This window comes from Nocardiopsis sp. Huas11 (genome assembly GCF_003634495.1).
GTDB lineage: Bacteria > Actinomycetota > Actinomycetes > Streptosporangiales > Streptosporangiaceae > Nocardiopsis.
Window position 1 is genome coordinate 2,382,183 of sequence record NZ_RBKY01000001.1, and the last position, 12,298, is coordinate 2,394,480.

The 12,298-nt window shown below is 69.9% G+C and carries 11 protein-coding genes and 1 tRNA gene; 6 read left to right on the forward strand and 6 right to left on the reverse strand.

Annotation, left to right across the window (positions count from 1 at the left end; all coding sequences use genetic code 11):
• Window positions 1–4: 4 nt before the first annotated feature.
• The 5 genes from DFP74_RS10625 to DFP74_RS10645 all read left to right on the forward strand — a co-directional run bounded on the left by DFP74_RS10625 (window position 5) and on the right by DFP74_RS10645 (window position 6,626).
• The gene (locus DFP74_RS10625) at window positions 5–1,423 is read left to right on the forward strand and encodes an FtsW/RodA/SpoVE family cell cycle protein (protein ID WP_121181541.1); all 1,419 of its coding nucleotides are present in this window, start codon (window positions 5–7) and stop codon (window positions 1,421–1,423) included.
• Window positions 1,420–2,865: a penicillin-binding protein 2 gene (locus tag DFP74_RS10630; RefSeq protein ID WP_121181542.1), complete on the forward strand. Its 1,446-nt coding sequence runs from the start codon at window positions 1,420–1,422 to the stop codon at window positions 2,863–2,865. Before DFP74_RS10625 ends, DFP74_RS10630 begins: the two co-directional genes overlap by 4 nt.
• Window positions 2,865–4,346, forward strand: a complete 1,482-nt coding sequence (locus tag DFP74_RS10635; protein WP_121181543.1) for a serine/threonine-protein kinase — start codon at window positions 2,865–2,867, stop codon at window positions 4,344–4,346. Before DFP74_RS10630 ends, DFP74_RS10635 begins: the two co-directional genes overlap by 1 nt.
• Before the next feature lie 92 nt (window positions 4,347–4,438).
• On the forward strand, window positions 4,439–6,232 hold the full coding sequence (gene pknB, locus DFP74_RS10640; protein WP_121181544.1) for a Stk1 family PASTA domain-containing Ser/Thr kinase: 1,794 nt from the start codon (window positions 4,439–4,441) through the stop codon (window positions 6,230–6,232).
• Window positions 6,233–6,371: 139 nt separating this feature from the next.
• A complete protein-coding gene (locus DFP74_RS10645) occupies window positions 6,372–6,626 on the forward strand; it encodes a cell division protein CrgA (protein WP_121181545.1) in 255 nt (84 codons plus the stop codon).
• 356 nt (window positions 6,627–6,982) lie between these two features.
• Here DFP74_RS10645 and DFP74_RS10650 read toward each other — a convergent pair whose 3' ends face one another.
• Both DFP74_RS10650 and DFP74_RS10655 read right to left on the reverse strand, forming a co-directional pair.
• Complete coding sequence (locus DFP74_RS10650) at window positions 6,983–7,885, reverse strand: rhomboid family intramembrane serine protease (protein WP_370013364.1); 903 nt, start codon at window positions 7,883–7,885, stop codon at window positions 6,983–6,985.
• A gap of 132 nt (window positions 7,886–8,017) precedes the next feature.
• Window positions 8,018–8,542, reverse strand: coding sequence for a peptidylprolyl isomerase (locus tag DFP74_RS10655; protein ID WP_121188172.1), 525 nt, complete (start codon window positions 8,540–8,542; stop codon window positions 8,018–8,020).
• A 380-nt stretch (window positions 8,543–8,922) separates the two neighbouring features.
• Here DFP74_RS10655 and DFP74_RS10660 point away from each other — a divergent pair, with 380 nt between their 5' ends.
• Window positions 8,923–9,513, forward strand: coding sequence for a hypothetical protein (locus DFP74_RS10660; protein ID WP_121181547.1), 591 nt, complete (start codon window positions 8,923–8,925; stop codon window positions 9,511–9,513).
• Window positions 9,514–9,591: 78 nt separating this feature from the next.
• Here the strand turns inward: DFP74_RS10660 and DFP74_RS10665 are convergent, their stop codons facing one another.
• From DFP74_RS10665 to DFP74_RS34290, 4 genes are all read right to left on the reverse strand, one after another.
• Window positions 9,592–10,197, reverse strand: a complete 606-nt coding sequence (locus tag DFP74_RS10665; protein WP_233570908.1) for a DUF1707 and DUF4870 domain-containing protein — start codon at window positions 10,195–10,197, stop codon at window positions 9,592–9,594.
• A gap of 312 nt (window positions 10,198–10,509) precedes the next feature.
• Window positions 10,510–10,842, reverse strand: a complete 333-nt coding sequence (locus DFP74_RS35020; RefSeq protein WP_121181548.1) for a WhiB family transcriptional regulator — start codon at window positions 10,840–10,842, stop codon at window positions 10,510–10,512.
• 1,025 nt (window positions 10,843–11,867) lie between these two features.
• A tRNA-Ala gene (locus DFP74_RS10675) sits at window positions 11,868–11,940 on the reverse strand.
• Between the two features lie 225 nt (window positions 11,941–12,165).
• Complete coding sequence (locus DFP74_RS34290) at window positions 12,166–12,288, reverse strand: DLW-39 family protein (RefSeq protein ID WP_231640829.1); 123 nt, start codon at window positions 12,286–12,288, stop codon at window positions 12,166–12,168.
• Window positions 12,289–12,298 lie beyond the last annotated feature (10 nt).

The following is a 12,298-nucleotide window of genomic DNA, read 5'->3' on the forward strand; positions in this document are numbered from 1 at the left end:
CCGCATGAGCGCCAACGCCACGGAGGCCCCCGAAGACGTCTCGACCGCGCTGCCGCCGATCAAGCGGCGCAACGCCGAGCTCGTCCTCATCGGCCTCACCGTCCTCATCACGATGGGCGCGATCGCGACCGCGGGCCTCAACCTCAACGGCCAGGTCCCCGGCGCCATGTGGGGCTACGGCCTCACCTTCGCCGTGCTGTCCCTGGCCACCCACCTCGCCCTGCGGTTCATCGCGCCCTACGCCGACCCGCTGATCCTGCCCTGCGCCCTGTTCCTCAACGGCATCGGCGTGGCGATGATCTGGCGGCTCGACGCCGCCGACTCCGGCAACGTCGAGCACGCCGGCGTCGGCATGCAGCTCATCTGGAGCGCGATCGGCATGGCGATGTGCATCGCCCTGCTGTTCTTCCTGCGCGAGCCGCGCGTCCTGCAGCGCTACACCTACATCAGCGCACTGGTCGCGATCGTGCTCATCGCCCTGCCGATGATCCCGGGCCTGGGCATCAGCGTCTACGGCGCCCGCCGCTGGATCGGCTTCGGCCCCTTCTCGGTGCAGCCGTCGGAGTTCGCCAAGATCGCCCTGGTCGTCTTCCTGTCGTCGTACCTGGTGACCAAGCGCCAGGTGCTGTCGCTGGCGGGCAAGCAGATCAAGATCGGCCGCTTCAAGCTCCTGGACCTGCCGCGCGCCCGTGACTTCATGCCGATGGTGGTCGGCTGGGTCGTGGCGATCGGGCTGCTGGTCATCACCAAGGACCTCGGTACCTCGCTCCTGCTCTTCGGCACCTTCCTGGGCATGCTCTACGTGGCGACCCAGAAGTCGTCGTGGGTGACGATCGGACTCACGGTCTTCATCGGCGCCGCGGCGCTGGCCATGCAGCTCTTCTGGCACTTCCGGCAACGCGTGGACATCTGGTTCAACGCCTACGACGCCGAGGTCTACGACCGCGTCGGCGGCAGCGCCCAGCTCGTCCAGGGGCAGATCGGCATGGCCTACGGCGCCCTGTTCGGCACCGGCATCGGCGGCGGCCAGGCGCACCACATCTTCGCGGCCGACAGCGACTTCATCCTCGCCTCGCTGGCCGAGGAACTCGGCCTGACCGGCCTCCTGGCCGTGCTGATCGTGTTCTTCATCCTCATCGAGCGCGGCATGCGGATCGCCCTGGCCTCCCGCGAGCTCTTCGTCAAGATGCTGGCGAGCGGGCTGTCCTTCGTCATGTGCTTCCAGATCTTCGTGGTCCTGGGCGGCCTGACGCGCATCATCCCCCTGACCGGTATGACGACACCCTTCCTCGCCGCGGGCGGTTCCGCGCTGATGGCGAGCTGGCTGATGATCGGACTGCTGCTGCGCATGAGCGACAACGCCCGGCGCCCGGCCCCGCAGGCGATCCAGGACGAGGGGGCCACCCAGGTGATCCGACGATGAACACACCGATCCGACGCCTGAGCGTCTTCTCCATGATCCTGTTCGGCGCCATGATGCTGAACCTGACCTGGATCCAGGGGTTCCAGGCCGAGGCGATCCGCGACGACCCGCTGAACCGCCGCCAGTTCAGCGAACGGCTCAGCGAGCAGCGCGGACCCATCGAGATCGCGGGCGAGAGCGTCGCCTACTCCGAGGACATCTCCGACGAGGACGACGGCCAGCCGGTGTTCCAGCGCCGCTACGAGGGCGGCGGGCTGTACGCCCCGGTCGTGGGCTCCTTCCGCAGCTACGGCGCGTCCGGCATCGAGTCCACCGAGAACGCCCTGCTGGACGGCAGCGACGACCGGCTGGCCGTGCGCAACTTCCGCGACATCATCACCGGCCGCGAGCCCGAGGGCGCCCGCGTGCAGCTGACGATCGACCCGGAAGTGCAACAGGCCGGCTACAACGGCTTCGAGAACCTGGGGATGAACGGCGCGGCGGTCGCGATCCAACCCGACACCGGCGCCATCCTCGGATCGGTCTCCTACCCGTCCTACGACGCCAACGACGTCGTGAGCATCTCCGACCCGCAGGACGCCATCGACAACTTCACCGCGATGGAGCTGGAAGAGGACCAGCCGCTGCTCAACCGCGCCTTCAAGGAGCGCTACGCTCCGGGTTCGACGTTCAAGGTCGTGACCGCGGCGGCCGCGATCGAAACGCTCGACGCCACCCCGGACAGCACGCAGGAGGCGCCCGACCAGCTGGAACTGGGCCACAACCTGCCCAACGCCATGGGCAGCTGCAACGGTGGCGACGACGACACCCTGGCGCACTCCATCCAGATCTCCTGCAACACCTCCTTCGCCAACTGGGCGATCGACGTCGGCGGCCAGGCCCTGACGGACCAGGCCACCGCCTTCGGGTTCAACCAGGAGCCGCTGGAGGTCCCGCTGGAGGTCGAGCCGAGCAACGCCCCCGTCGAGGACGACCGCAACATCCTCGGCCGCGCGGGCATCGGCCAGTCCAACGTGGAGGCCACGCCGCTGCAGATGGCGATGGTCGCGTCCGGGATCGCCAACAGGGGCGAGGTCATGCGCCCCTACCTCGTGGACACCGTGCGCGACGCGGACATGTCCGTGGTCACGCAGACCAGCCCGGAGAGCTACAGCCAGGCCGTCGAGCCCAGCACGGCGGACATGCTCACCGACATGATGGTGCTGGTCACCACCCCGCCCGAGGGCTCCGGCCTCAACGGTGCCATCGACGGCGTGGAGGTGGCGGGCAAGACCGGCACCGCCGAGAACGGCACCGACCGGACCCACAACTGGTTCATCGGCTTCGCCCCCGCTGACGACCCCGAGATCGCCGTGGCGGTCGTGATCGAGTTCGGTGGCGGCAGCGGTGGCGAGCTGGCCGCGCCGATCGCGCGTCAGATGATGGAGGCAGTGGTTCTGTAGTGAGCGCCGACGAACCGACCCCCCGGAACGGTCCCGATGAACTCATCGGGACCGTTCTGAGCGATCGCTACCGCCTGGAGGAGCAGATCGGCTCCGGCGGCATGGGCACGGTGTGGAAGGCCACCGACACCCTGCTCAACCGCCCCGTGGCGGTCAAACTGCTGCACCTGTCCCAGATGGCGGAGCCCACCGCGCGACAGCGGTTCCGTACCGAGGGCCGGATCACGGCAGGCCTCTCCCACCCCGGCATCGCCCAGGTCTACGACTACGGCGAGGAGGACGGCCGGGCGTTCCTGATCATGGAACTGGTCGTGGGCGAACCGCTCTCGCAGGTCCTGCGCGACCACGGCCGGCTCACCCCCGACCAGACGCTGGACTTCCTGTGCCAGGCCGCCCAGGCGCTCGCGGCGGCGCACGCCCGCGGCGTGGTGCACCGCGACATCAAGCCCGGCAACCTCCTGGTGACGGGCGACGGACAGCTCAAGCTGACCGACTTCGGCATCGCCAGGGGCGACATGTCGGTCACCCTCACCCAGACCGGCATGGTCATGGGCACCGCGCAGTACATCTCGCCCGAGCAGGCCCTCGGGCGGCCCGCGAGCAGTGCCTCGGACCTGTACGCGCTCGGTGTGGTGGCCTACGAGTGCCTGGCCGGCACCCCGCCGTTCACCGGGGACAGCCCCGTCGCCCTGGCGCTCGCGCACACCCGCGACGAACCGCCGGAACTGCCCGACCACGTGCCCGCGGAGGTCGACGACCTCGTGGCCGCCCTCCTGGTGAAGGATCCGCAGGAGCGGCCCTCGTCCGCGAGCGAGGTCGCGCACATGGCCGCCGTGATCCGGTCCGACGCCGGCACCGGCCCGCCCACGCCGTCCGCGGGGTTCTCCCCGATGGCCGCGACCGCCGTGGTGAGCGCCGTGCCCGGTCCCTCCACGGGGGCGACGCCGCGTCGAACCGCCGGTCAGCCGGCCGTATCCCCAGGCCGGGCGGACGACTCCGCTAGGCTGGGCCCGACGTCCGGTCGGCGCGTCGGGCTGCCCGTCCTCGTCGCCGCGGTCGCCGCGACGGTCGTCATCGCCGGCGCGGTGCTCGCCGGGTTCATGTGGGATCGCAACACGGACGCCGACACGGCTCGCGACACCGTCGACACCCCGGCGACGGAGGAGTCGACGCCGTCCGACACCCCCAGCGAGGAGGTGGAGGACACGAACGACGGCTACGTGGAGCCCGAGTACGACCACACACCCAACTGGAACGACCAGCCGGCGGAGACCGTGGTGCCCGAGTCTCCCGAGCCGAGCGATCCGAGCACGGATTCCCCCGAACCCGACGGTGAAGACGGCACCGGCGACGGCGACGACGGCACGACCACGCCGGACCCGCCTGGCGACGGTGAGGACGACGGGGACGACGGGGATGGCGGGGACCCGCCGATTCCTGACCCGGGCGGCAATGGCGGCGGCGGGGAAGGCAGCGGATAGACCGGATAGTGACGAGGCCGTGAGCGCGCGCCGCTCAAGGTAGGGGGCCGCTCTCGAGCGGCCTCCGGAAGACACGAGGATCAGTACACGACATGTCCCAGCCCCGGCTCCTCGGCGGCCGCTACGAACTCGACACGGTGATCGGGCGCGGCGGCATGGCTGAGGTTTTCCGCGCCCGCGACCTGCGACTCGACCGTCTCGTCGCGATCAAGACCCTCAGGCACGACCTGGCCAGGGACCACGTGTTCCAGGCCCGGTTCCGTCGGGAGGCCCAGTCAGCGGCGTCCCTGAACCACCCCGCGATCATCGCCGTCTACGACACCGGCGAGGACACGGTCGACGGGGTGTCCATCCCCTACATCGTCATGGAGTACGTCGAGGGGCGGACGCTCAAGGAGCTCCTGGACGACGACCGCCGCCTGGTGCCCGAGCGCTCGGCGGAACTGGTCGACGGCATCCTCAACGCGCTGGAGTACAGCCACGACAACGGGATCGTCCACCGCGACATCAAGCCCGCGAACGTGATGCTGACCCGCAACGCCGAAGTGAAGGTCATGGACTTCGGCATCGCCCGTTCCATGGGCGACGACCAGGCGACGATGACGCAGGCGTCGCAGGTCATCGGCACCGCGCAGTACCTGTCTCCGGAGCAGGCGCGCGGAGAGCGGGTGGACCCGCGCAGTGACATCTACTCCACGGGCTGCGTGCTCTACGAGCTGCTGACCAGCCAGCCGCCCTTCACCGGCGACTCCCCCGTCTCGATCGCCTACCAGCACGTGCGGGAGGAGCCGGTCCCGCCCACCGAGGTGGACCCGCAGGTCCCCGACTGGCTGGAGGACATCACCCTGCGGGCCCTGACCAAGGACCGCGAGGAGCGCTACCAGAACGCCGCGGAGATGCGCGCCGACATCCAGCGCGGCCTGGCGGGGATGCCCACCCAGGCGGGCACCATGGCCATGGCCGCGGCGGGCGCGACGACCACGCTGCCGCCCGCGGACGGATATGACGACTACGACGACGGTTACGACGACTACGACGACGACCGCAAGAAGGGCGGCGCGGGCAAGGCCGCGCTGTGGATCCTGCTCGCCGTCGGTGTGATCGCGTCACTGTTCCTGGCGTACTTCCTGATCACCAACGGCCTGTCCGACGAGCCGGAGCAGCAGGCGGTCCCCGACGTCACCGGCAGCACCGAGGAGGAGGCCCGCTCCACTCTGGAGGAGGCGGGCTTCACCAACATCACCCCGCAGACCCGCGAGAGCGACGAGCAACCGGGGACGGTCGTGGAGACCGACCCCGAGTCGGGCACCGAGGTGCCGCTGGACGAGGACATCGTCCTGTACGTCTCCAGCGGCCCGGGGGCGATCGAGATCCCCGACGTGGCCGGGCAGAGCCAGGCCGACGCGATCGCGACGTTGAACGGGGAGGGCTTCGAGAACGTCACCACGGAGGAACGGCCGAGCAACGACGTCGACCAGGGCACCGCGATCGGTACGGAGCCGGGTGCGGGCGGTTCGGCCGCCCCGGACGCCGAGATCACCGTGCTCGTCTCCTCCGGACCGGAGCAGGTGCAGATCCCCGACCTGCTCGGGATGACGCGTGAGGACGCGGAGTCGGCCCTGTCCCAGGAGGGGCTGAACGCCGCCTTCCAGGAGCAGGAGGACGCGACCGCGGCGGCGGGGACGGTCATCTCCCAGGCGCCCGCGGCCGGCCAGTCGGTCAACGCCGGAACCACCGTGACGATCACGCTCGCCACGGAGCCCGCGCAGCCCGACCCGCCGACGGACGACGAGGAGCCGACCGACCCCGATCCGCCGACCGACGAGGAGACCCCGCCCGGGGACGGCGAGGACGACGACGGGGGCCTCTTCCCGCCGGGCGGGTGACCTCGCGGCGGTGAACCAGCGCGGGCCGCTCTCCCTTCGGGGAGGGCGGCCCGCGGCGTCCCGCCGGTGACGGCCGCGCCCCCCGGGGCGTAGACTGTGGAATCGTTCCGTACCGCCCCACCTCTCTGGAGCAGCGACCGTGCCCAAGTCCCGCAGCGATCGCAAGAAGAAGGCTGTCTACACGCCGCCTCCTTCCAAAGAGAAGCCCCAGGTAAGCCCGCGCTGGCTCGTGCCGACGATGCTGGGCTTCTTCATCCTGGGCATCCTCTGGATCGCGGTCTACTACATCGCGGGGCAGTACGTCCCGTACATGCAGGACTGGCACAACTGGAACCTGCTGATCGGTTTCAGCGGCATCATCGTCGCCGTCGTGCTGTCCACGCGCTGGCACTGAGCCACGTCAGGCGCGCACCGACCGGGACGGCCGCTGGACGGCCTCCCAGGGCGGTCCCGTCCGCCTGGAGCGGACGGCTTCGTTCGGCGTGCCCGGAACCGGAACGGCCCGGCCCTGACGTGTTGCCCCCCGAACGCTCCCGCCCCTGAGCCGACGAACGTCCCGGTGGTCCACCGAGCCGGGTTCGCGGCGCTGCCCGTGGCGGCCCCGGACCCATCGACCGTCCCCCACGCCCGGCGGGGCCGCACACCGACCTCAGGCGCCGCTCCGCGCCCCCGCGACGACGGGCCCGGACCCGACCTCGGGGGAGACCCCCGCGACCGCGTCCGAGCCCGTAGAGCGCCGGCGGAACCGCGTCAGACGAAGACCAGGCTCGGCGCCACGAAGAACACCAGGGCCAGGATCAGTGCGGCGTAGGCCGCCGCGAGGAGCGCGTGCACCAGCGTGCGGCGCGACGCCTGGGCAGCCGAGCCCGCCGCGTAGGCGAAGACCGCGCCGAGGACCAGTCCGGCGATGAGTCCGCCGATGTGCGCGGTCCAGGAGATCCGCGGCACCAGGAAGGTCAGCACGAGGTTGACCACCAGCAGGATCCCGACGGCCCGCAGGTCGAGGTTGAGCCGGCGGCCGAGGACGAACACCGCCCCGAACAGGGCGAAGACCGCACCGGACGCACCGATCGACACCTGGTTGAGCGGCACGGACAACTGTGCCACCACCGGTTCGGGCAGCCCGCCCACGGGCGACAGCTCCAGCCCGTACGAGGCGACGATCAGCGTGAGCGCCGACCCGGACAGGGCGCCGAGCAGCCACAGGGCCACGAAGCGGCCATGGCCCAGCCACCGCTCCAGCTGGGTGCCGAGCAGGTACGTCGCGTACCCGTTGAACAACAGGTGGAAGATCCCGCCGTGCAGGAACGCGGCGGTGATCAGCCGGTACCACTCTCCGCTCAGCACCCCGATGTCCTGGCCGGCCGCCGGGTCGTAGGCGTATCCCAGCATGCCGAACAGGCGCACCAGGGGCGACGCCGAGGCGGCCCCCACCGGATCCGCCGTCCCCATCTGGACCAGGTACCCCACGGCCATCAGCGCCAGGACGGTCCACGTCACGTACGGCCGGGTGACCGTCCGGCCGCCGAAGGTGGTCCGGGTCGCCCGCGTTCCGCGTCTCCCCTGCGCGACGCAGGCCGGGCACTGGAACCCCACGGACGCCTCGACCATGCAGTCCGGGCAGATCGGCCGTTCGCACCTGGTGCAGCTCACTCCGGTCTCCCGGTCGGAGTGGCGGTAACAGGTCCGAGGGGCCGTCGGCCCCGGCTCGGACGCCGACCCGGACGGTGGTGGGGGTGCGGTCATGGGTGGGTTGCGCCTCCTGGTGCTCGGTCCGCCGCTCCCCTAGCGGGAGATCTCGATGCTGTTGATGACCACGTCCTCGCGGGGACGGTCCTGGGCGTCCGTGGCGGTCGTGGCGATCTCGCCCACGACGTCCTGGCCCTCGACGACCTCACCGAAGATCGTGTGGCGGCCGTCGAGCCAGTAGGGCTTGTCGACCGTGATGAAGAACTGCGACCCGTTGGTGCCGGGGCCCGCGTTGGCCATGGCCAGCAGGAACGGGCGGTCGAAGCGCAGCTTCGGGTGGATCTCGTCACCGAAGGTGTAGCCGGGGCCGCCACGGCCGGTGCCGAGGGGGTCGCCGCCCTGGACCATGAAGCCGTCGATCACGCGGTGGAAGATCGTGCCCTCGTACAGGCTGCTGTTGGACGGCTTGCCCGTGGTGGGGTCCATCCACTGCTTCGAACCGTCCGCCAGCCCGATGAAGTTGGCGACCGTCTCAGGTGCCTCCTCCTCGAACAGCTTGACGACGATGGTTCCCTTGTTGGTGTTCAGCCGCGCGGTGGGCTGACCCTTGGAGTCGGACACCAATGTGCCTTTCGATCGACTTCGCTTACGTGCTCACGTTACCCGTCTGGCCATCGCGGTTAGTCGGAACGGTGCGGGTTGTGGACGAAGCGGTCCGCCCCGCGGCGCACGGCGGGTCGGCGGCGCGTCCGCCGGGACCGCGTCGCGTCGCGGGGAGTGTAGGGACGCGTGGTGCGCATGGTGTCCATGCGACGCACGTGGACGCATCGAAAGGGCCACAGCCGGTGTCGAAACTCCAAACCCCGTCGGAGAGGACGTAAGTTGAGATAACACCCGGATAACGGGGTAAGGACGACTGCAGGCCGCGCCGTGTGGCCGCTACAGGTCGGCCACCGGGTGGCGAAAGCAGGATCCAGTGAACGATCGAAGGAGCTGACGACGTGCCTATCACTGCCAAGCGTCGCAAGGCACGCAAGGAGGCGGAGGCGACTCTCGCCCGCCTGCAGGACCTGGCCAACGAACAGGCCAAGCGGTTCGGCCCGTACGCCGACCAGGCACGGGACCAGGCCGCCCTCAAGCTCCTGCAGGCGCGCGGTTGGACCGCGCCCCGGCTCGAGACCGCCGCACTGCGTGTGGAGGACACCGTCGCGCCCCGCGTGTCCGGGCTGCTCAGCTCGGCCGCGCAGCGCGTCGACCCCGCGCCGGCCCGTCGCGGACTGCGCGGCGCCCGTCGTGGGAGCCGCCGCATCCCCCGTTCCCTGATCATCGGGGGTGCCGCACTGGTCGGCGGGGTGATCGTGTACTCGCTCGTCCGACTGCGCCAGGCCTCCCAGGACGCCGAGTGGGAGGAGCACCTGGACCAGGCCCGCGAGCAGGTGCGGGAGACCCGCGAGAACATCGAGGACAAGGCCTCCGAGACCGCCGACAAGGCCTCCGAGGCCACGAAGGCGACCAAGGACAAGGCCAAGGAGAAGGTCCGCACCGCGGTGGGCGAGGACCGCGCCCAGAAGAACGGGCGTGCCGACCGCTGACCCCGACACGGGAACGGCCCGGGACCGAACGGCGCGATGGCCGATGGTCCCGGGCCGTTCCGTCTCCCGGTCCGGGGGTCAGTCGTCCTTGACCACCCGGAAGAGCATGGGATAGCGCCAGTTGTGCCCGAGCAGGCTCGCGATGGTCGCGGCCGCGGGCAGGACCATCCACCCCACCAGGACGTAGAGCAGGACGGCGATCGGCAGCACCAGCCAGGCCAGGAGCACGCTCACGATCCCGCCGATGATGCAGAAGAGCTGGAAGTTCAGCGACTCCAGGGCCTGCCGGCGCAGGTACGGGGACGTGCGGTCGCTGACCAGGAAGATCAGCAGCGGCACGAGGACGGGGAAGAAGTAGTTGCCCGCGTGGCCGACGCCGGCGAGCACCCGCTCCGTGGACGTGCTCTCCAGGGGTTCCTTGGGCCCGGGCTTGTCCTTGGCGGCGGCCGCCGCCTCGGGCCCGCCGGACGCGCCCATCGGCGCGACGCCCAGGTCCGCCGTGAGCGGCTCCAGTTCGGCGCCGAGCTTGGCGCGCATCGCGGTGTCCAGGCGTTCCTCGAACTCGTCCTCGTCGAGTTGCCCCTGGCTGTACGCCTCGCGGAGGACTTCCGCGACGGCGTCGCGGTCCGCGTGGGTGAGCCGGAGATGGGGCTGGATACCGGGCCGGGTCTCTTTTCGCCTCACCGGATACTGAGCGTCCACTACAGCCACTCCCACTCCCAACGCCGAAGGAAGCACGGTCGACGGTCGAAACCGTCCAGGACGACCGTGCTCCCCTCCATGATGCGTCATGGGCTCGACCATGGGTATCGGGGCTGTCCCTGATCCTCCCCTGAGGTCGTCTGCGACCTTCGTCGCAGACGAGGACCGACTCACGTCGGTCAGCCCCGTCCCGCCGTGTCGGCGGCCGCTCCCCTCCGTCGGCCCGTCCGACCCGGTGGTCGCTCCCGCACGGGCCTCCCCAGCTCCGTGCGGCGTTCGCCCGAGAGGGTCCGGCTACCGCTGCGCGGCGGCCGGCACACCGGCGGCCCTGACGGCCTCCTGGTCGGTGCGCTTGCGCTCGTAGTTGCGCTCCGCACTGGTGAGCAGTTCGTACCAGTTGGAGACGTCCTTGCGCCGGCGCAGCAGCGCCCGGCGTTCCCGTTCGGTCATTCCTCCCCAGACACCGAACTCGATTCGGCTGTCCAGCGCTTCGGCCAGACACTGCGTTCGGACGGGGCACCCGCGGCAGATCAGCTTGGCCCTGTTCTGGGCCGCTCCCTGAACGAACAGTGCGTCAGGGTCGATCTCCCGGCATTTGGCGCGCGCCGCCATCTTCTCGTTCCACATGTTGCCCCACTCCCAAGATCAGCATGTGTGGTGATCGGTCTCCGCCGACCGAACCGACTGCCACGACCGTCGGCGGAGGAGGAGAAGCGAACCGAAACGAGGCCGGTGAGCGAGTGCGGGCGGGGGCCGCCCGGTTCGCCTTGGGGGTCGATCGTTTCGGCGTGCTGTCTTCCTCGTTGTCGCTGGTGTCGAAACTACGGATCGCCCCAGTTCACCAACAGACCCCAAGAGGCCTATTTCTCATATGGCCCACTAGGACCATTGCACTTAGGGGGAGTGTCATCATACACACACAGAGAGTCACCGCATGGCCCAGAATCGCCCGCGAGCAACCAGTATGCAAGGTCGCACCCCAACCTTTCCGCGGCATGGGCATTGACCTGCAATGATGTAACATCCGATGATCGATTGGCCCAATCTATTCACGGTTCTCTAGTCAGACTCTCCGTGACCAGACCCACCCGAACGGACTATACGGACCACCCGGTCGGACCCGCACCCGAACCACTCCAGCCACTCAATAACCAACCCAGGGAGACGAACTCTGGCCTACTGAATAGTAACCCAGAATATTTCGCACGCTCGCGCACCATGAGTGCCATTCTTATGGCCATATGCCCCGTTTTCCCTCTTTCGCGACACACACTTCGGCGGTGCGCCTCCCTCGGCCGGGCCACGGCCGTTTCCGGCGCCGGGGGACGGGATCGGCGGTCCGGCTCTGGCCGGCGCCCAGAGGACCGAGAGAGCCCGCGCGCGGGGCACCGGACAGGACGCGTCAGGACAGGACCACGCGCCACAGGGCCACAGGGCCACAGGGCCACAGGGCCACAGGGCCACAGAGCGATGGTGCGGGTGCGGTCCGGCCCCTCAGCGCACCGGCACGACGCCTCTCGGGGCGCCTGAGCACCCTGTGGCGCGTGGGGCCGTGGACGGGGCCCCGACGGCGGGCATCAGACATGGCGACGGCCACCCGGCTCTCATGGCCGGGTGGCCGTCGTCATGTCTGTGAACCGCGTGAACGCGAGTGGAGCCAAGGGGAGTCGAACCCCTGACCTCCGGTATGCAAAACCGGCGCTCTGCCAGCTGAGCTATGGCCCCCGGACCGGGCGATCGCCCTGGTCGCTAGGAGGAGCATACCTTCCTCACGAGGCTGCCCCGATCACTCGGGCGAGGCCACGCTCCAGGAACCAGGAACAGCACAAAGCCGTGGGTCGCACCTCGGGTTCATCGGCCCACCCACGTCTTCGTGTCCCGCACGGGCGGACCCAGGGCCCTCCCGGAGGAAACGGACCGGCCACCTGACGGCGGCCAGGCGTGCGTCGATCAGCTCTCGCTGACCGCCGTCGCCTCGGTCCACAGGTCGAGCTCGGCGCGGTCGGCCTGGATCTTGCGGTAGACGGCGAAAGCCCCGAGGGCCACCAGCGCCAGGATGATGATCTTCTTCACTGCCTGGACC